Origin of the sequence: Methylopila sp. 73B (genome assembly GCF_000526315.1) — a bacterium.
Taxonomy (GTDB): Bacteria; Pseudomonadota; Alphaproteobacteria; order Rhizobiales; family Methylopilaceae; genus Methylopila.
This window is the reverse complement of record NZ_JAFV01000001.1, coordinates 2,687,643-2,705,270: the sequence shown is the minus strand read 5'-3', so window position 1 is coordinate 2,705,270 and position 17,628 is coordinate 2,687,643. Positions and strand designations below refer to the sequence as shown.

At 69.8% G+C, this 17,628-nt stretch carries 20 protein-coding genes; 7 read left to right on the top strand and 13 right to left on the bottom strand.

Going from position 1 to position 17,628, the window contains the following annotated elements; all coding sequences use genetic code 11:
- The first annotated feature begins 53 nt into the window (after nt 1-53).
- From K244_RS0113070 to trxA, 3 genes are all read left to right on the top strand, one after another.
- On the top strand, nt 54-869 hold the full coding sequence (locus K244_RS0113070) for an outer membrane protein (protein ID WP_020186724.1): 816 nt from the start codon (nt 54-56) through the stop codon (nt 867-869).
- Nucleotides 870-1,067: 198 nt separating this feature from the next.
- Nucleotides 1,068-2,474 carry an adenosylhomocysteinase gene (gene ahcY / locus K244_RS0113065; RefSeq protein ID WP_020186723.1) on the top strand — a complete coding sequence of 469 codons (1,407 nt, stop codon included), beginning with the start codon at nt 1,068-1,070 and terminating at the stop codon, nt 2,472-2,474.
- A 184-nt stretch (nt 2,475-2,658) separates the two neighbouring features.
- A complete protein-coding gene (gene trxA / locus K244_RS0113060) occupies nt 2,659-2,979 on the top strand; it encodes a thioredoxin (protein WP_020186722.1) in 321 nt (106 codons plus the stop codon).
- A gap of 111 nt (nt 2,980-3,090) precedes the next feature.
- Here the strand turns inward: trxA and K244_RS0113055 are convergent, their stop codons facing one another.
- The 7 genes from K244_RS0113055 to K244_RS23645 all read right to left on the bottom strand — a co-directional run bounded on the left by K244_RS0113055 (nt 3,091) and on the right by K244_RS23645 (nt 9,424).
- A complete protein-coding gene (locus K244_RS0113055) occupies nt 3,091-4,062 on the bottom strand; it encodes a TAXI family TRAP transporter solute-binding subunit (protein ID WP_020186721.1) in 972 nt (323 codons plus the stop codon).
- An 87-nt stretch (nt 4,063-4,149) separates the two neighbouring features.
- Nucleotides 4,150-5,469, bottom strand: coding sequence for a folylpolyglutamate synthase/dihydrofolate synthase family protein (locus tag K244_RS0113050; protein ID WP_024816489.1), 1,320 nt, complete (start codon nt 5,467-5,469; stop codon nt 4,150-4,152).
- Between the two features lie 29 nt (nt 5,470-5,498).
- Nucleotides 5,499-6,416 (bottom strand): acetyl-CoA carboxylase, carboxyltransferase subunit beta, encoded by a 918-nt coding sequence (accD, locus tag K244_RS0113045; RefSeq protein ID WP_020186719.1) that lies wholly within the window; start codon nt 6,414-6,416, stop codon nt 5,499-5,501.
- Nucleotides 6,417-6,443: 27 nt separating this feature from the next.
- A complete protein-coding gene (gene trpA, locus K244_RS0113040) occupies nt 6,444-7,277 on the bottom strand; it encodes a tryptophan synthase subunit alpha (protein WP_020186718.1) in 834 nt (277 codons plus the stop codon).
- Entirely contained in the window at nt 7,274-8,491 is a 1,218-nt protein-coding gene (trpB, locus tag K244_RS0113035) for a tryptophan synthase subunit beta (protein WP_245259767.1), read from the bottom strand. The genes trpA and trpB overlap by 4 nt, the downstream gene beginning before the upstream one ends.
- Before the next feature lie 45 nt (nt 8,492-8,536).
- Nucleotides 8,537-9,181 (bottom strand): phosphoribosylanthranilate isomerase, encoded by a 645-nt coding sequence (locus K244_RS0113030; RefSeq protein ID WP_020186716.1) that lies wholly within the window; start codon nt 9,179-9,181, stop codon nt 8,537-8,539.
- Nucleotides 9,182-9,190: 9 nt separating this feature from the next.
- Nucleotides 9,191-9,424: a hypothetical protein gene (locus tag K244_RS23645; protein ID WP_155931734.1), complete on the bottom strand. Its 234-nt coding sequence runs from the start codon at nt 9,422-9,424 to the stop codon at nt 9,191-9,193.
- Between K244_RS23645 and K244_RS0113025 the strand changes: the two genes are divergently transcribed.
- The 3 genes from K244_RS0113025 to cysW all read left to right on the top strand — a co-directional run bounded on the left by K244_RS0113025 (nt 9,423) and on the right by cysW (nt 12,249).
- On the top strand, nt 9,423-10,433 hold the full coding sequence (locus K244_RS0113025) for a sulfate ABC transporter substrate-binding protein (protein WP_020186715.1): 1,011 nt from the start codon (nt 9,423-9,425) through the stop codon (nt 10,431-10,433). The two genes, K244_RS23645 and K244_RS0113025, sit on opposite strands and share 2 nt — an antisense overlap.
- A gap of 158 nt (nt 10,434-10,591) precedes the next feature.
- Entirely contained in the window at nt 10,592-11,416 is an 825-nt protein-coding gene (gene cysT / locus K244_RS0113020; RefSeq protein ID WP_020186714.1) for a sulfate ABC transporter permease subunit CysT, read from the top strand.
- Nucleotides 11,413-12,249 (top strand): sulfate ABC transporter permease subunit CysW, encoded by an 837-nt coding sequence (gene cysW, locus K244_RS0113015; protein ID WP_020186713.1) that lies wholly within the window; start codon nt 11,413-11,415, stop codon nt 12,247-12,249. The genes cysT and cysW overlap by 4 nt, the downstream gene beginning before the upstream one ends.
- A gap of 3 nt (nt 12,250-12,252) precedes the next feature.
- Here the strand turns inward: cysW and K244_RS0113010 are convergent, their stop codons facing one another.
- The 5 genes from K244_RS0113010 to K244_RS0112990 are packed head-to-tail and all read right to left on the bottom strand — an operon-like array spanning nt 12,253 to nt 16,130.
- The gene (locus tag K244_RS0113010; RefSeq protein ID WP_020186712.1) at nt 12,253-12,543 is read right to left on the bottom strand and encodes an HPr family phosphocarrier protein; all 291 of its coding nucleotides are present in this window, start codon (nt 12,541-12,543) and stop codon (nt 12,253-12,255) included.
- Between the two features lie 53 nt (nt 12,544-12,596).
- On the bottom strand, nt 12,597-12,998 hold the full coding sequence (locus K244_RS0113005) for a PTS sugar transporter subunit IIA (protein ID WP_020186711.1): 402 nt from the start codon (nt 12,996-12,998) through the stop codon (nt 12,597-12,599).
- On the bottom strand, nt 12,995-13,591 hold the full coding sequence (locus K244_RS22735; protein ID WP_081761480.1) for an HPr kinase/phosphatase C-terminal domain-containing protein: 597 nt from the start codon (nt 13,589-13,591) through the stop codon (nt 12,995-12,997). The genes K244_RS0113005 and K244_RS22735 overlap by 4 nt, the downstream gene beginning before the upstream one ends.
- Entirely contained in the window at nt 13,588-15,381 is a 1,794-nt protein-coding gene (locus tag K244_RS0112995) for a sensor histidine kinase (RefSeq protein ID WP_020186709.1), read from the bottom strand. The genes K244_RS22735 and K244_RS0112995 overlap by 4 nt, the downstream gene beginning before the upstream one ends.
- 38 nt (nt 15,382-15,419) lie before the next feature.
- Nucleotides 15,420-16,130: a response regulator transcription factor gene (locus tag K244_RS0112990; protein ID WP_024816488.1), complete on the bottom strand. Its 711-nt coding sequence runs from the start codon at nt 16,128-16,130 to the stop codon at nt 15,420-15,422.
- A gap of 136 nt (nt 16,131-16,266) precedes the next feature.
- Here K244_RS0112990 and K244_RS0112985 point away from each other — a divergent pair, with 136 nt between their 5' ends.
- Complete coding sequence (locus K244_RS0112985; RefSeq protein WP_020186707.1) at nt 16,267-17,016, top strand: DUF2470 domain-containing protein; 750 nt, start codon at nt 16,267-16,269, stop codon at nt 17,014-17,016.
- A 10-nt stretch (nt 17,017-17,026) separates the two neighbouring features.
- Here K244_RS0112985 and greA read toward each other — a convergent pair whose 3' ends face one another.
- A complete protein-coding gene (gene greA, locus K244_RS0112980; RefSeq protein WP_020186706.1) occupies nt 17,027-17,506 on the bottom strand; it encodes a transcription elongation factor GreA in 480 nt (159 codons plus the stop codon).
- Between the last annotated feature and the right edge of the window lie 122 nt (nt 17,507-17,628).

Below are 17,628 nucleotides of genomic sequence, written 5' to 3'. Positions count from 1 at the left end.
CGATGCAACTCATTGTTGCGTCATTCGTGACCCCGCATACCCCAAGGCATCCCATGACCTCGCTTCTGCGCACGGCCCTCTCGGCCGCCGCCCTGCTCGCCGGAGTCTCCCTCGCGTCCGCCGCCGATCTTCCCGCCTACGAGGCGGCCCCGGCCATCGCCGTGCCGTCCTTCACCTGGACCGGCTTCTACGTCGGCGCGAACGCCGGCTACATCTGGGGCGACCACAACGTCCAGACCCGCGGCAGGGACGCGGCGACGCGCCTGAACGTCCAGAACCGTCTGCGCCCGCCGAGCCTCGGCATCGACGGCGACGGTTGGACGGTCGGCGGACAGATCGGCTACAATTTCCAGCTCGACAACTCGCCGCTCGTGGTCGGCGTCGAGGCGGATTTCAACTACACCGACATCGACGACACCGCGCGCTACAACCGGGCGCCGCTCGCTCCGGCTCTCGGCAACATCCGCTCCACGTTCAAGCAGGAGCTGGAGTACCTCGGCACCGTGCGCGGCCGCATCGGCTACGCCTTCGACCGCGTCCTGGTGTACGGCACCGGCGGCCTCGCCTACGGCAAGGTCAAGACCTCGGCGCGCTTCAACAACAATCTGACGCCGGCCGGCGTCGGCGGCGCGCTGGGCTTCTCGGACAGCAAGAGCGACTGGGAGGTCGGCTACACGGTCGGCGGCGGCGTCGAGTACGCCGTGACCGACAACGTCACGGTGAAGGGCGAGTATCTCTACTACGACCTCGGCGACACCAAGCTGAACGTCAACCGCACCGCGGCGGCGCCGGCCGGCCAGTCCGGCTATCGCTCCAAGTTCGAGAACGACGGCCACCTCGTGCGCGCCGGCGTGAACTACAAGTTCTGATCCGCCGCTCCTTTGGCGGACTCGAAGGGCGGCCCTCGGGCCGCCCTTTTTCGTTGGGCCGGCGTCCGTCGCAGCTTTGATATAAAGACTTCTTTATGTCTTTATTGATCGGTGACGTGGGCCGTGCTAGGCAGCGGCCAGATCGATCGTCGGGCCCGCCCGCGGTCCGCGCACACCCTTCGCGAAAGGACGAGCCCCATGAGCGCTCCCGACTACGTCATCAAGGACATCTCCCTCGCCGACTGGGGCCGCAAGGAGCTGGCGATCGCCGAGACCGAGATGCCCGGCCTGATGTCGGTCCGCCAGGAGTACGGCCCGTCGCAGCCCTTGAAGGGCGCCCGCATCGCCGGCTCCCTGCACATGACGATCCAGACCGCGATGCTGATCGAGACGCTTAAAAGCCTCGGCGCCGACGTCCGCTGGGCCTCGTGCAACATCTATTCGACGCAGGACCACGCCGCGGCCGCGATCGCCGCCAACGGCACGCCGGTGTTCGCGGTCAAGGGCGAAACCCTGACCGAGTACTGGGACTACACCCACCGCATCTTCGAGTGGGCCGACGGCGGCACGCCGAACATGATCCTCGACGACGGCGGCGACGCCACCCTGCTGCTCCACCTCGGCAAGCGCGCGGAAGCGGGCGACGTCGCCTTCCTCGAAGGCGCCACCAACGAGGAGGAGGAGGTCCTGTTCGCGGCCATCAAGTCGCGCCTCAAGACCCATCCGGGCTGGTACACGAAGAACGCCGACGCCATCCAGGGCGTGACCGAAGAGACGACCACGGGCGTGCACCGCCTGTACGAGCTCGCCAAGAAGGGCGAGTTGCTGTTCCCCGCGATCAACGTCAACGACAGCGTCACCAAGTCGAAGTTCGACAACCTCTACGGCTGCCGCGAGAGCCTCGTCGACGCGATCCGCCGCGGCACCGACGTGATGATGGCCGGCAAGGTCGCGATGGTCGCGGGCTTCGGCGACGTCGGCAAGGGCTCGGCCGCCTCGCTGCGCCAGGCCGGTTGCCGCGTGATGGTGTCCGAGGTCGACCCGATTTGCGCGCTGCAGGCGGCGATGGAGGGCTACGAGGTCACCACGATGGAGGACGCGACCACGCGCGCCGACATCTTCGTCACCGCGACCGGCAACGTCGACGTCATCACCGTCGACCACATGCGCGCGATGAAGGACCGGGCGATCGTCTGCAACATCGGCCACTTCGACAGCGAGATCCAGATTGGGCTGCTGAAGAACTTCAAGTGGGACAACGTCAAGCCGCAGGTCGACGAGGTCGAGTTCCCCGACGGCAAGCGCATCATCGTGCTGTCGGAAGGCCGTCTGGTGAACCTCGGCAACGCCACGGGCCATCCGTCCTTCGTGATGTCGGCCTCGTTCACGAACCAGACGCTCGCGCAGATCGAGCTTTGGGCGAACAACAAGGACGGCAAGTACGGCAAGCAGGTCTACGTGCTGCCGAAGACGCTCGACGAGAAGGTCGCCGCGCTCCACCTCGCGAAGATCGGCGTCAAGCTGTCGAAGCTGTCGGACAAGCAGGCCGGCTACATCGGCGTGCCGCAGGCGGGCCCCTTCAAGCCCGAGACCTACCGCTACTGAGCGGTCCGGCGCGCCCCTCTCCACAAGAGATGGGGCGCGCAAACCCGCCCCTCGTCGGGCGCGGCGCAGGGCCGCGCTCGCTTGACGCTCCTGCGCGCGGTTCCTACCTTCGCGCCAACGCATGAGAGCGCTCAGGGGCCGTGACGGCCCTCTCGCCCGCGCTCCGAATGATGAGGATGTTTCCATGGCGACCGCCAAGGTTTCCGATGCGACCTTCGAACAGGACGTGCTGAAGTCGTCCGAGCCCGTCGTCGTCGACTTCTGGGCCGAGTGGTGCGGCCCCTGCCGCGCGATCGGCCCTGCGCTCGAAGAGATCTCCGAGGAGATGGCGGGCAAGGTGAAGATCGTGAAGCTCAACGTCGACGAGAACCCCGAGATCGCCACCCGCTTCGGCATCAGCGCCATTCCGATGCTGATGATGTTCAAGGGCGGCGAGCATGTCGCCACCCAGCGCGGCGCGGCTCCGAAGTCCAAGCTCGTGAGCTGGATCGAGACCTCGGTTTAGATCGCCCCCAATCCCGGAGTGTCCGGGGAGGGCGTCTGAACAAAAAAGCCCTCGGCGCGAGCCGGGGGCTTTTTTTCGCGAGCGCAGGATGGCGCGGCGACGGAGCCGGCCTCAGCCCGGAAGCAGCTTCAAGTCTCTCAGGAGGCCGGCTGTTCCCGGATGGATCAGGGCCGCAGCGGGCGCCGCCTCGGCCGTCCGGGCCGCGGTCGTCATCGCCGCCTGCGGCAACGCGGCGGCCAACTCCTTCGCCGCGGCGTGCACCGCGTCGGCGAAACGTCGCACGCGTTCGGCTGCGAGATCGGAGCGGCCAAGAATGAGATTCCACGAGCCGACCGTCGGCAGGTCCGCGTCGAGGCCGGGATAGGCGCCCGCCGGCGCCGCCATCGCCGTCAGGAAGGGATGGGCCGCGAGGATTCGCGGGATCTGTTCGGGGAGGGGGCCGAAGAACCGCGCGCCGCGGGGCGAGGCCGCAAGCCGCGCGAAGCCGGGCCACCCCTCTCCGGCTCCCCAGAGACCCGCCGCCTCGCCGTCGATCACGCGTTCGGGGCTCTCCGCCGCTTGGCCGACATAGACCGCCTGAAAATCGCGGTCGACGTCGAGGCCGATCGCGCCGAACACCTGCCGGGCCAGAAGCACCAGCCCGGAGGCCCGCACGCCGAACACCACCGGGAGGCCCTTCAGGTCCTCGAAGCGTCGCGCCGGCGAGTCGCGGGGAACCGCGAGCATGCCGGGGCTCGGGTACATCGCGAACACGATCCGCAGCCCGGACGCGTCCTCGGCCGTCAGCGCCTGACTGGCCGCCGTGCCCTGGATGAGAGCGAGATCGAGCCGCCCCTCCGCGAGCAGCCGGAGATTCTCGGCGGTTCCGCTCGTTCCGACAGGGGAGACCAGCGTCTCGCCCGCCTGCGCGTTCGCCGCCTGGGCCAGCGTCTCGCCATACAGCGTGAAGCCGCCGCCCGGAGTGGAGGTGCCGAGCCGCAGGGGCGTCTCCGCCGCGACGGACAGGGACGGCGCGAGCGCGAGCGCCGACGACGCGGCGATCGCACGCAGCACGGCTCGGCGAGAGGTCTCCGTTTTGATCATTCGCGTCGGCCCTCCTGTCGCGGCGCCGGCTGTGCCGAACGAGGACCTAAGACCCGAAACGCCGGCGTCCAGAGCGCCGGCGGCCGTCTACTGCGGCGGGGTGCCGTTGGCGCCGAGCGCGTCGCCGGCGAGATAGAGCGAGCCGGTGATCAGCACGCGCGGCGGAACCGGGCCGGCCGCGCGCGCGGCCTTGCCGAGCGCTTCGTCGATCGTGGCGCAGGCCTCGGCGGCGAGGCCGGCGCGTTCGGCTGCGGCCGCCACCTCCTCGACGGACCGCGCGGCGGTCGAGGACGAGATCGGCACGCAGTAGACGCGGCCGGCCAGCCCCGCGAAGGCCTCCAGGAAACCGTCCGAATCCTTGGTGTTCAGCATGCCGACGATCATCACGATTGGCTTCGGAGACCGCTCGTCGAGTTCGGCCAGCGTCGACGCGATCGCGCGGCCGCCGTCCGGGTTGTGCCCGCCGTCGAGCCAGAGCTCGGAGCCTTCGGGCAACAGGGTCGGCAGACGTCCGGTCGCGAGGCGCTGCATGCGCGCCGGCCAGTTGACCGAGCCGAGGCCGGCCTCGATGGCCTCGGCGCCGACCTTCAGCGCGGGAAGCGCGCGCAGGGTCGCGATGGCGGCGCCGGCGTTCTCGATCTGGTGGCGGCCGACGAGCCGCGGCAGCGGCAGGTCAAGCAGGCCGTCGCCGTCCTCGAACACCAGCCGGCCGCGCTCCTCGCGCGCCTGCCAGTCCTGGCCGGAAATCGAAAGCGGCGCCGCGACCCGCGCGGCTTCGCGCTCGATCGCGACGAGGGCCGCCTCCTCCTGCCGGGCGAGGATGGCCGGCGTCAGGCTCTTCAGCACGCCGGCCTTCTCATGGGCGATGGCGGCGATGTCGTCGCCGAGGAATTTCTGATGGTCGAGGCTGACCGGGGTGATGACGCTCGCGAGCGCGGTCTCGATCACGTTGGTTGCGTCGTAGCGACCGCCGAGGCCAACCTCCAGCAGCAGCACGTCGGCCGGCGAGCGCGCGAACAGCAGCATGGCCGCGACGGTGGTGATCTCGAACAGCGTGATCTCGCGACCGGCGTTGACGCGCTCGACCTCGTCGAAGATCGCGACCAGCCGGTCCTCGTCGACATAGCGCCCGCCATCGGCGGAGCCGAGCCGGATGCGCTCGTGGAAGCGCACGAGATGCGGCGAGGTGTAGACGTGGACGGAGCGGCCGGAGGCCTCCAGCATCGCCCGCAGGAAGGCCGTGGTCGACCCCTTGCCGTTGGTGCCGGCGATCTGGATCGCCGGCGGCATCGCCCGTTCCGGATGGCCGAGATCGGCCAGCAGACGCTGGGTCCGGCCGAGGGAGAGGTCGATCTCCTTCGGGTGCAGCGCGAGAAACCGCGCAAGGATGGCGTCGCTGATCTCCACCGAGGTCTGCTGCCGGGCGGGCGCGGGGGTCATGCGGGAACGGGCCCGGCGTGAACCTCCTCCGGCTCCGGCGCGGCGAGAGCGCGACCGTCGTCCTTCGGCTGCTTGGTCAACAGGCGGCACAGCCGCGCGAGCGTCGCGCGCAGGTCCTTGCGGTGGACGACCATGTCCACCATGCCGTGGTCCTTGAGGTACTCCGAGCGCTGGAACCCGTCCGGCAGCTTCTCGCGGATGGTCTGCTCGATCACCCGCGGGCCGGCGAAGCCGATCAGCGCGCCGGGCTCCGCGATGTGGACGTCGCCGAGCATCGCGTAGGAGGCGGTGACGCCGCCCGTGGTCGGGTTGGTCAGCACCACGATGTACGGCTTCTTCGCCTCGCGCAGGATCTGCACCGCGACGGTGGTGCGCGGCATCTGCATGAGGGAGAGGATGCCCTCCTGCATGCGCGCCCCGCCGGAGGCGGCGAACAGAATGCAGGGGGTGCCGCGCTCGGCGGCGGTCTCGAGCCCGCGCACGATCGCTTCGCCGGCCGCCATGCCGAGCGAGCCGCCCATGAACTCGAAGTCCTGCACGACGACCGTGACCGGCGCGCCGTCGATCGTCCCGACCGCCACCTTCACCGCGTCGATCATGCCGGTCTTGGTGCGGGCGTCCTTCAGGCGGTCGACGTATTTCTTCTCATCACGAAACTTGAGAGGATCGATCGCCACCTCGGGCAGGGCGATCTCCTCGTAGCCGGGGTCGAGCGTCGCCGCGAGGCGCTGCTTCGCGCCCATGCGCATGTGGTAGCCGGAGCCGGGGATCACCCAGTCGTTGGCCTCCACGTCCTTGTGGAACACGAGCTGCCCGGTCTCGGGACACTTGATCCACAGGTTCTCCGGCGTCGCGTCCTTGCGCGGCCAGAGGTTGTTGATCTTGGGACGTACGACGTTGACGAGCCAGTTCATCGGGGCCTTGCGCCTCCCGTTTTAGCGTCAGGCCGCAACGCGGGCCGAGCGGACGCCGGCCGCGAGCGCCGCGACGAGGTCCGTCACCGCGGACACGGTCTTGGCCGTTGCGTGGCCCTCGGCGTCGAGCGAGCCGCGGACGGCGTCGACCAGAGCCGAGCCGACTACCACGCCGTCCGCGCCTTTCGCGATCGCCGCCGCATGCTCGGGCGTCTTCACGCCGAAGCCCACGGCGACGGGCAGGGTCGTGTGGCGCTTGATGCGCTGCACGGCTCCGGCCACCACGCCGAAATCAGGCGTCGCCGTTCCGGTCACGCCTGCGATCGAGACGTAATAGACGAAACCCGAGGTGTTTTGGAGCACGGCGGGAAGCCGCAGGTCGTTCGTCGTAGGGGTCGCGAGCCGGACGAAGGCGAGGCCGGCCTTCAGCGCGGGGAGGCAGAGCTCCTCGTCCTCCTCCGGCGGCAGGTCGACGACGATCAGACCGTCGACGCCGGCGGCCTTGGCGTCCGACAGGAAGCTCTCCACGCCATAGACGTAGATCGGGTTGTAATAGCCCATCAGCACGATCGGCGTGGCGTCGTCGCCCTTGCGGAACGCGCGCACCAGGTCGAGCGTCTTCACCAGGCTCTCGCCGCCCGCCAGCGCGCGCAGGCCCGCCCGCTGGATGGCCGGGCCGTCGGCCATTGGGTCGGTGAAGGGCACGCCGAGCTCGATCACGTCCGCGCCCGCGCCCGGCAGCGCCTTGAGGATCGCGAGCGATGTCGCGTGGTCGGGGTCGCCAGCGGTGACGAAGGTCACCAGTGCGGCGCGGCCCTCGGTCGCGGTCGCGGCGAAACGGGTGTCGATGCGGGTCGTCACAGGCTGGTCCCTAGCAGCTCGGCCACCTGCGGCACGTCCTTGTCGCCGCGGCCGGAGAGGTTGACGACCATCAGGTGGTCCTTCGGCAGGCCCGGCGCGAGCTCGACCACCTTGGCGATGGCGTGCGCGCTTTCGAGCGCCGGGATGATGCCCTCGAGCTTCGACAGCAGCTGGAACGCCGACACCGCCTCGTCGTCGGTGGCGGAGAGGTATTTCACGCGGCCGATGTCGTTCAGCCAGGCGTGCTCCGGCCCGATGCCGGGATAGTCGAGGCCGGCGGAGATCGAGTGGCCTTCCTCGATCTGGCCGTCCTTGTCCATCAGCAGGTAGGTGCGGTTGCCGTGCAGCACGCCCGGGCGGCCGCCGGCGATCGAGGCGGCGTTGAGGCCCGACAGGCCGAAGCCCGCGGCCTCGACGCCGTAGATCGCCACTTCGGAATCGTCGAGGAAGGGGTGAAATAGGCCGATCGCGTTCGAGCCGCCGCCGACGCAGGCGATCAGGCTGTCGGGCAGGCGGCCCTCCATCTCCTGCATCTGGACCTTGGTCTCGTCGCCGATGACCGACTGGAAGTCGCGCACCATGCCGGGGTAGGGGTGCGGTCCGGCGACCGTGCCGATGCAGTAGAAGGTGTCGGCGACGTTGGTGACCCAGTCGCGCAGCGCCTCGTTCATGGCGTCCTTCAGCGTCCGCGCGCCGGACTGCACGGGCACCACCGTCGCGCCCAGCATCTTCATGCGGAACACGTTGGGAGCCTGCCGCGCGACGTCCACCGCGCCCATGAACACCACGCAGTCGAGCCCGAACCGGGCGCAGAGCGTCGCGGTCGCGACGCCGTGCTGCCCGGCGCCGGTCTCGGCGATCACCCGCTTCTTGCCCATGCGACGGGCGAGCAGGATCTGGCCGAGGACGTTGTTCACCTTGTGGGAGCCGGTGTGGTTCAGCTCCTCGCGCTTGAGATAGACCTTCGCGCCGCCAAGGTGGTCCGTCAGCCGCTCGGCGAAATAGAGCGGGCTCGGCCGGCCGATGTAGTGGGTGCGGTAGGACGCCATCTCGGCGTGGAAGGCCGGATCCTTCTTCGCCGCCTCGTACTCGGCCTCGAGCTCGAGGATCAGCGGCATCAGCGTCTCGGCGACGAAACGGCCGCCATAGATTCCAAACCGGCCGCGCTCGTCGGGGCCGGTGCGGAACGAATTCGGCAGGGCATGTTCGGTCACGGACGAAGCCTTCATCAAGATGCGCGACGGCTGGCGCGTGTGCGGTCAGCCGCCTGATCGTACGGCGCGGACGAACGCCCGGATGCGGTCCTGATCCTTGACGCCGGGGGCGCTCTCGACGCCCGAGGAGACGTCGACCGCGGGCGCGCGGGTGCGCGCAACGGCCTCGGCCACGTTCTCGGGCGTAAGCCCTCCGGAAAGCACGAAGCGCAGGCTGGGGTCAAGCGCGGCAAGGAGATCCCAGTCGAAGGCGACGCCGTTGCCGCCGGGGAGGTCCGCGCCCTTGGGAGGCTTGGCGTCGAACAGCACGCGGTCGACGACGCCGGAATAGGCGGCGGCCACGGTCAGGTCGTCGGCGGTCGCGACCGGGATCGCCTTCCACACCTCGCGGCCGAAACGGGCCTTCATCGCCGCCGCCCGCTCCGGCGTCTCGTGGCCGTGCAGTTGCAGGATGGCGGGATCGAGCGCCGCGACCAGAGCGTCCAGCGCGGCGTCGTCGGCGTCGACGGTCAGCAGCGCGATCTTGGCCCGGCCGCGGGCGCGCCGCGCGAGCTCGCCCGCGTGCTCCGGCCCCACGTGCCGCGGGCTCTTGGGGAACGAGACGAAGCCCACATGGCTCGCGCCGGCGTCGAGCGCCGTTTCCAGCGTCGCCTCGTCCGACAGACCGCAGATCTTGATCTCGACCGGCATCGCGCGTCCTCAGGCCGCGGCGCGTCCGCCGGCGGGTTCGCTTCGCATGTCGGCGTTCGGGCGCGCAACGTCAATCACGACGCACGATCCGCTAAAAATGCACAGAGCAAAATTGGATTTATACATAAAGTCGACAAACATACGGTAGATTGCTATATGCAGCGCCTTGGCCGCGGCCGGCGATGCGCCGCCAACGGCCCTCTCGCACACCGGCGCGCCTGCCGCCGCATTGGAGCCTGTCATGGCCGCTTTCCTCCGCCGCGTCGCTCTCGCGCTCGGCCTCGTCGCCTTCGCCGCAGCCCCGGCCGGCGCCGCGGAGCCCACCACGATCCTCAACGCCTCCTACGACGTGGGCCGCGAGCTCTACGCGGCGCTGAACACGGCCTTCGCGGCGGACTGGAAGGCGAAGTCGGGGACCGAGGTCACCATCAACCAGAGCCATGCAGGGACCTCCAAGCAGGCGCGCTCGATCCTCGAAGGCCTCGACGCCGACGTGGTGACCTTCAACCAGGAGCTCGACGTGCAGTTCCTGGCTGATAAGGGCGCGGTCGCCTCCGACTGGCGCACGCGCCTGCCGAACGGCGCCTCGCCCTACTTCTCCCTGCCGGCCTTCGTGGTGCGCGCCGGCAACCCGAAGAGCGTGAGGAACTGGGACGATCTCGTCCGCTCGGACGTGAAGGTGGTGTTCCCGAACCCCAAGACGTCGGGCAACGCCCGCTACACCTATCTCGCGGCCTACGCCTTCGCGCTGAAGGCCTACGGCGGCGACGAGGCTAAGGCGGACGACTTCGTGAAGAAGCTGCTCGCAAACGTGCCAGTGTTCGACACCGGCGGCCGCGGCGCCACCACCACCTTCGTGGAGCGCGGCATCGGCGACGTGCTGGTGACCTTCGAGGCCGAGACGGCCGCGGTGAAGAAGGAGTACGGCGCCGACAAGGTCGACGTGGTCGTGCCGCCGGTCAGCCTGCTCGCGGACTTCCCCGTCTCGGTGGTGGACAAGGTCGTCGACAAGCGCGGCAGCCGCGCGGTCGCCACCGGCTATCTCGAGTGGCTCTATTCGCCCAAGGCGCAGGAGATCATCGCCTCCTTCAACAACCGCCCGCGCGACGCCGAGGTGACGGCGGCGACCGCGGCGCAGTTCCCGAAGGTCGAGCTTCTGACGGTCGACGCCGTGTTCGGCGGCTGGAAGAAGGCGAACGACGTCCACTTCGCGTCGGGCGGCAAGCTCGACCAGCTGTTCGTGGGGCGCTAAAGGCTAGCGCAGGGAAGGACGTCATCCCGGCCGAGCGAAGCGGGAGCCGGGATCGCCATCGGGGCTTGGCGCCTTTTCCTCCGACGATCCCGGCTCTGCGCGGCTGACGCCGCTCCGGCCGGGATGACGCCCCTCGTCTCCAGCGCCTTCGAGCCCGCATGCCCCGAACGATCCTCCCCGGCTTCCGGCTCGCGATGGGCTGCACGCTCCTCTATGTGGGCGTGATCGTGCTGCTGCCGCTGGCGGCGCTCGTCTGGCAGGCGGCGGACCTCGGTTGGGCGCGGTTCGTGACGGTCGTCACCGGCGACCGCGCGCTGGCCGCCTTCCGCGTCACCGTTTTTTCCGCGCTGGGGGCGACCGCGATCAACGCGGTGTTCGGCCTCGCGCTCGCTTGGGCGCTCGTGCGCTACGACTTTCCCGGCAAACGCCTGCTGGACGCGCTGGTCGACGTGCCCTTCGCGCTGCCGACCGCGGTCGCGGGCGTCGCGCTCACCGCGCTGTTCGCCGGGAACGGCTGGTACGGGCAATTTCTGGAGCCGCTCGGGATCAAGGTCGCCTACGCCCCTCTCGGCATCGTCGCCGCGATGACCTTCACCAGCCTGCCCTTCGTGGTGCGGAGCGTGCAGCCGGTGCTGGAGGATCTCACGGCGGACGTGGAGGAGGCGGCGGAGACGCTCGGAGCCGGCCAGGCCCGGATCTTCGCGCGCGTGATCTTCCCCGCGATCTTCCCGGCCTTCCTCGCCGGCTGCAGCCTCGCCTTCGCCCGCTCGCTCGGCGAGTTCGGCGCGGTCATCTTCATCGCCGGCAATCAGCCGTTCCGCACCGAGATCGCGGCGCTGCTCGTGTTCATCCGCCTGGAGGAGTACGACTACCCGGCGGCGGCCGCGATCGCCTCCGTGATGCTCGGCGCGGCCTTCCTGATGCTGCTGGTGGTCAACGCCATCCAGCTCTGGAGCCTGCGCTGGACGAGGACCGCGTCATGAGCGCGAAGGGTCGCTCCCGCGTCGGCGACGGGCCGGTCTTCCGGCCGCTGCTGCTCACTCTCGTCATGCTGGGCGCCGCGCTGCTGATCGTCGGGCCGCTCGCGATCATCTTCGTGGAGGCCTTCAAGGCGGGTCTCGGCGTCTACCTGTCGAACCTCGCCGCGCCTGACACCGTCCACGCGATCGGCCTCACCGTGTTGACCGCGCTCGTCGCGGTTCCGGTCAACGTCGCCTTCGGGGTCGCGGCCGTCTGGGCGATCGCGAAGTTCGAATTTCCAGGCAAGGGCCTGCTGACGGCGCTGGTGGAGCTGCCGTTCTCGATCTCGCCGATCGTCGCCGGCGTCGCCTATCTCTTCGTCTACGGCGCGCAGGGCTGGTTCGGCCCGACGCTCGACGCGCTCGGGATCAAGGTGATGTTCGCCTATCCCGCGATCGTGCTGGCGAGCCTCTTCGTCACCGCCCCCTTCGTGGCGCGCGAGATCCTGCCGGTGATGCAGCAGCAGGGCTCGGACGAGGAGGAGGCGGCGCTGTCGCTGGGCGCGTCGGGCTGGCGGACGCTCTGGAGCGTGACGCTGCCCAACGTGCGCTGGGCGCTGCTCTACGGCGCGGTGCTGACCAACGCGCGGGTGATGGGCGAGTTCGGGGCGGTGTCGGTGGTGTCGGGCTCGATCCGGGGGGTCACCAACACGCTGCCGCTGCAGATCGAGCTGCTGTACCAGGACTACAACGCGGCCGGCGCCTTCGCGGCGGCGACCGTGCTCGCCGGCATCGCGCTGCTGACCATCGTGGCGAAGCTGATCGTCGAGCGGATGGACCCGGACAGGGCCGGCTGAGGCCTACTCGTCCTCGCCGAAGCGGTTCGCGACGAGGGTCGCGATCGCCTCGATCGCCTCTCCCGCGTCCGCGCCTTTGGCCTCGACGTGGATCGTGGTGCCGGGCGCCGCGGCCAGCATCATCAACCCCATAATCGACGTGCCGCCCACCGTCTCGCCGGCGCGGCTGACGCGCACGTCCGCGTTGAACCGCTCGACGACCTGGACGAACTTCGCGGAGGCGCGCGCGTGCAGACCCCGCTTGTTGATGATCGGGAGCTCGCAGGAAACGCGGCTGTCGCTCGTCTCGATCATTGCGGCGGCGTCCTGGACCATCACACTCTGGGAAAGGGAGGAAAGGGAAAAGCCTATTTGCCCGAGAGCACGCGGCTCGCGACGTTGATGTACTTGCGCCCCGCCTCCTGCGCCTGCACCACCGCCGCGTCAAGCGGAAGGTCGGAGCGGACGCTGGCGAGCTTGATCAGCATCGGCAGGTTGATGCCGGCGATGACCTCTACCTTGCGGCCCTCCATGCAGGAGATCGCCAGGTTGGACGGGGTGCCCCCGAACATGTCGGTGAGGACGGCGACGCCGTCTCCCGTGTCGACCTCGCGGACCGCGGCGATGATGTCGCCCCGACGCAGCTCCATGTCGTCCTCGGGCTCGATCGTGATGGTCGCGATCTGGCCCTGGGGTCCGACGACGTGCTCGAGCGCGGAACGAAACTCACAGGCGAGCCGCCCATGGGTTACGAGTACGAGGCCTATCATGCAGTCTCCGCGCAAGCTTGTTTGCGCTCCGGGTCGAGGTCGTCGCGCGGCGTGCCGTCGCGGATCGACCTGAAAAGAGGCGCCGAGGGCGCCGGAAGAGGCAGTTTTTCATGTTGCGGCGCGAACGCAAGTGCGGAGCCGCCACAACCCGCGTGCGACAGCATGCGCAAAACAGTCTGGCACGCCAGCATGAGGCCGCCGGGGTCGTGTCCTGCGACCTGAAGTCGCGGGAGCGGGACCCCTTCCACCTCCGTGCGAAGCTCGGCCGGCTCGGGAGAGCGCGGGGCGGCGGCGCCGAGATCGACCACCAGCCGCACGACCGCCGCCGGACAGAAGGCCTCCGCGACGACGCCGAGGCCCCGCACCTCCGCGAGACCTGCGGTCGCCTCCGGCGCCTCGGCGACCAGGCGGCCGTTGACCGCCGTCAGCCGCGCACGATCGTCGGCGACGAGGCGGGCGAACCGACCGTCGCGCGCAGCCTCGCGCACCAGGGCGAGCGCGAGCGTGGTCTTGCCGGCGCCCGAGGCCCCGCGGATGAGAACGCCGGCTTCGCCGATCACCACGACGCTCGCATGGACCGTAGGCGCGCTCACGCCAGCGCCGCCGGCAGACGCACGACGAAGCGCGCGCCCAGAATCTTGGGTTCGTCGCCCTCGTTGACGGGCTTGCGGACGCGGTTTTCCGCGCGGATGCGGCCGTTGTGCGCCTCGACGATCTGGCGGGAGATCGACAGGCCGAGGCCGGAGTTCTGGCCGAACCCCTGGTCCGGCCGGTCGGTGTAGAAGCGTTCAAAGATCTTCTCGATGGCGTCGGGCCGAATGCCGGGGCCGCTGTCCTCGACGACGATCTCGACCGAGGCCTTGGAGCGGCGGCAGAGCACGCGCACCGTCGCGCCCTCGGGCGAGAACGAGCGCGCGTTGTCGATCAGGTTGGTCACGACCTGCGCGAGCCGCGAATCGTGGCCGAGCACCAGATAGGCGTCGCGGCCCTGGGCTGCGTCGGTGACGGTCAGCGCGACGGCGATCCCGTCGTCGCGGGTGACGCTGTTCTGCATGTCGATCACGGTGGAGAGCAGCTTCACCACGTCCACCGGCTCGGTGTCCTGGCGCTGGAGCTCGGCGTCGAGCCGGCTCGCGTCGGAGATGTCGCTGATGAGCCGGTCGAGCCGGCGCACGTCGTGCTCGATCACGGCGAGCAGGCGCTGGCGCGAGTCCTCGTTGCGGGCGAGCGGCAGCGTCTCCACCGCCGAGCGGAGCGACGTCAGCGGGTTCTTGAGCTCATGCGCGACGTCGGCCGCAAAGCGCTCGATCGCCTCCATCCGGGCATAGAGCGCATTGGTCATGTCGCGCAGCGCGCCGGAGAGGTGGCCGATCTCGTCGGACCGGTTGGTGAAGTCCGGGATCTCGGCGCGCCGGCGGACGCCGTTGCGGACCCGCTCGGCCCCATCGGCGAGCTTGCGCACCGGGCCCGCGATCGTGCTTGCGAGCAGCAGCGACAGCACCACCATGACGGCGGCGGCCACCAGGAAGACGCGGACGATCGCGAAGCGCTCGGCCTGCACGATGGCGTCGATGTCGCCGCCCTGGGTCGAGAGCAGCAGCACGCCGGTGACGGCGCGGAAGCGCTGGATCGGCACCGCGACCGAGACGATGATCTCGCCGTTGTCGTTCACGCGCACGATGCTCTCCGGCGTCCCGGAGATCGCGCGCTTGACCTCGGGGTAGGCCCGCCCGTTGGACGCGCCGATCTCCTCGTAGATCGGCAGGTCGGAGCGTCGGAACCACCGTTTTACGGTGCGGACCGCCTGGTCGATGAGCGTGGGCTCGCGGTTCTGGGGCGGCGGCAGGTCGAAGCGCAGGATGTCGCCGCGCGCGTAGAGCGAGCGCGAATCCAGCAGCAGCGCGCCGTCGCGGTCGTAGATGCGCGCGCGGGTTCGGGTCGGCGTCACGAGCCGGCGAAGCACCGGCGCGACCCGTTCGGGGTTGATCGGGAACTCGAGGCTGGTCAGCCCCTCGTCGTTCGGCGAGGCGCTTTCCCCGGCCTGGAGCTCGAGCAGCCGGTCCGGGTCGACGTAGAGCTGGTTGGTGTCGACGGTGGCGGACGAGGCGATCGCGCCGGCGATGATCTCGCCCTGGATCAGCAGGCTCTGCACGCGGGCGTCGATCAGCCCCGCCCGGAACTGGTTGAGGTAGAGGATGCCCGACAGCAGCGCGACGAGGCCGGCGAGGTTCAGGATGACGATGCGGCGCGTCAGGCTGGAGAAGCCCAGCATCCGCAGCGCGAGGAAGGCGGCTTTGACGCGCTCTTTGAGAGAGGGGCGCGCGGCGTCGTCGTCGGCGTCGACCGTCGCGATCTCGTCCGGCCGTTCCGCGTCGACGCTCATTCCGTTGTCCGTCCGAACGCGGCCCGGCGGGTCGCGGCTCAGATTTCCTTGAAGCGGTATCCGACGCCGTACAGCGTCTCGATCATGTCGAAGTCGTCGTCCGCCGACTTGAACTTCTTCCGCAGCCGCTTGATGTGGCTGTCGATGGTGCGGTCGTCGACGTAGACCTGGTCGTCATAGGCCGCGTCCATCAGGGCGTTGCGGCTCTTCACCACGCCGGGGCGCATCGCCAGCGCCTGCAGGATGAGGAACTCCGTGACCGTCAGCGTCACCGCCTCGCCCTTCCAGGTGCAGGTGTGGCGCTCGGGGTCCATCATCAGCAGGCCGCGCTCGAGCGCCTTGCTGTCCGGGCCCTTGGCGACGGCGCCCGGCGCGGCCGGGTCCTTCGCGGCGGCGCGGCGCAGCACCGCCTTGACGCGCTCGACCAGCAGGCGCTGCGAGAACGGCTTCCGGATGAAGTCGTCCGCGCCCATCTTGAGGCCGAACAGCTCGTCGATCTCCTCGTCCTTGGACGTCAGGAAGATGACTGGCAGCTCGGACTTCTGGCGCAGCCGCCGCAGCAGCTCCATCCCGTCCATGCGCGGCATCTTAATATCGAAGATCGCAAGGTCCGGCGGCGACGTCTTCAGCCCTTCAAGGGCCGCGGCGCCGTCGTTGTAGGTCTGGATGCGGTATCCCTCCGCTTCGAGAGCGATGGAGACCGACGTCAGGATGTTGCGGTCGTCGTCGACCAAAGCAATGGTTGGCATGTCGCCGTCATTTGTCGAAAAGCCCATGCCGCATGAAGCGGCGCCAAGTGGCTTAAATGTGACGGACGCGCCGATTGGCCTTGATTGTCAAGGCGCCACTTGGTCGGCGCCCGCAGGAACGGAGCGCGCCGCGCCGATGACCACAGCCGCACCCGCCGCGCCGCAGCCTGCCGCCGGTCCCGGTTTCGATCCGGTCGGGGTCGCTCGCGCGCTGCTCCGGTCCGCCCGGCGCGCCAGTCTGGCGACGCTCGGACCCGACGGGGCTCCCTACGTTTCGTTGGCCGCGCTCGCGACCGCGCCCGACGGCGCGCCGCTGCTGCTCGTGTCCAATCTCGCCCGCCACACGCACAATCTCGCGAGCGATCCGCGCGCCAGCCTGCTCTGCGCCGACGTCGGCGCCGGCGACCCTCTCGCCCATCCGCGCGTGACGCTGTTCGGCGCCTGCGTCGCGGTCGACAAGACCGAGCAGAAGGCGCGCTGGCTCGCGCGGCAGCCCGAATCGGCGATGTATTTCGCGTTCTCGGATTTCCACATGCTCCGGCTGGAGCCCCACGGCGCGCACCTCGTCGCCGGCTTCGGGCGCATCGTCGACCTGTCCTGGGACGAGCTGCGGACGGACGTCGCCGGCGCCGAAGGGCTGGTCGCGGCGGAGGAGGGGATCGTCGCGCACATGAACGAGGACCATGCCGACGCCACCCGGCTCTACGCCACGAAGCTGCTGGGACTGCCGGACGGCGACTGGCGCTTCGAGGGCGTCGATCCGCTCGGCTGCGAGATCGCCCTCGACGGACGCGCGGCCTACCTGCCGTTCGACGCGCCTGCGACGACGGCCGGCGACGTGCGCAAGCGGCTGGTGGCGCTGGTCTCCAAGGCGCGGGGCGGGTGAGGCGGCGGCCTCAGCTGATCGCGACGATCTCCACCTCGCCGCCCGCCACCGTCGCGGCGTCGCCGACGGTCTTGCCCATCAGCGCGCGGGCGAGCGGGGAGACATAGGAGACCGAGCCCTTCGCCGGGTCGGCCTCGTCCTCGCCGACGATGCGGAAGGTCTGCCGGCGGCCGTCCTCGCGGTCGAAGGTCACCGCTCCGCCGAAAGTCACGGTGTCGGGGTTCGCCGCGGGCTCGATCAGATCGGCGCTGGCGCGGCGGGCGGAGTAGTAGCGAAGGTCACGGGTGGCGCGGGCCATGGCCGTGCGGTCCTGCTGGATGTCGCCCGTGGCCTGCGCCGCGGCGTAGGCGGCGCGCGCTTCGGCGAGCGCCGCGTCGAGCAGGCGCAGGCCTTCGGGCGTCACGAGATTGGGGTGCGGCGAGATCGGGCGGTCCGGCAGGTCGGCGGCCGTGGCCTCGTTCTCCTGCTCTTTAGTGAAGGCGACGCTCATCGCTGCTCTGTTCGTGACGGGCTTCGGGGAAACGCATAGGCAAGCCGGCGAGGTGGGCCTCCGTCAAGAGTTCCGCAAGGCCGTCGTCCTAGGATGCCCGCGCGCCTGCGGTGGAACGCGGG

Coding starts and splice junctions, on each gene's coding strand:
- K244_RS0113070 (WP_020186724.1), top strand. CDS start 54: ATGACCTCGCTTCTGCGCACGGCCCTCTCGGCCGCCGCCCTGCTCGCC.
- ahcY (WP_020186723.1), top strand. CDS start 1,068: ATGAGCGCTCCCGACTACGTCATCAAGGACATCTCCCTCGCCGACTGG.
- trxA (WP_020186722.1), top strand. CDS start 2,659: ATGGCGACCGCCAAGGTTTCCGATGCGACCTTCGAACAGGACGTGCTG.
- K244_RS0113055 (WP_020186721.1), bottom strand. CDS start 4,062: ATGATCAAAACGGAGACCTCTCGCCGAGCCGTGCTGCGTGCGATCGCC.
- accD (WP_020186719.1), bottom strand. CDS start 6,416: ATGAACTGGCTCGTCAACGTCGTACGTCCCAAGATCAACAACCTCTGG.
- K244_RS0113030 (WP_020186716.1), bottom strand. CDS start 9,181: ATGCCGGTCGAGATCAAGATCTGCGGTCTGTCGGACGAGGCGACGCTG.
- K244_RS0113025 (WP_020186715.1), top strand. CDS start 9,423: ATGGCCGCTTTCCTCCGCCGCGTCGCTCTCGCGCTCGGCCTCGTCGCC.
- K244_RS23645 (WP_155931734.1), bottom strand. CDS start 9,424: ATGACAGGCTCCAATGCGGCGGCAGGCGCGCCGGTGTGCGAGAGGGCC.
- cysT (WP_020186714.1), top strand. CDS start 10,592: ATGCCCCGAACGATCCTCCCCGGCTTCCGGCTCGCGATGGGCTGCACG.
- cysW (WP_020186713.1), top strand. CDS start 11,413: ATGAGCGCGAAGGGTCGCTCCCGCGTCGGCGACGGGCCGGTCTTCCGG.
- K244_RS0113010 (WP_020186712.1), bottom strand. CDS start 12,543: ATGATCGAGACGAGCGACAGCCGCGTTTCCTGCGAGCTCCCGATCATC.
- K244_RS0113005 (WP_020186711.1), bottom strand. CDS start 12,998: ATGATAGGCCTCGTACTCGTAACCCATGGGCGGCTCGCCTGTGAGTTT.
- K244_RS0112995 (WP_020186709.1), bottom strand. CDS start 15,381: ATGAGCGTCGACGCGGAACGGCCGGACGAGATCGCGACGGTCGACGCC.
- K244_RS0112990 (WP_024816488.1), bottom strand. CDS start 16,130: ATGCCAACCATTGCTTTGGTCGACGACGACCGCAACATCCTGACGTCG.
- K244_RS0112985 (WP_020186707.1), top strand. CDS start 16,267: ATGACCACAGCCGCACCCGCCGCGCCGCAGCCTGCCGCCGGTCCCGGT.
- greA (WP_020186706.1), bottom strand. CDS start 17,506: ATGAGCGTCGCCTTCACTAAAGAGCAGGAGAACGAGGCCACGGCCGCC.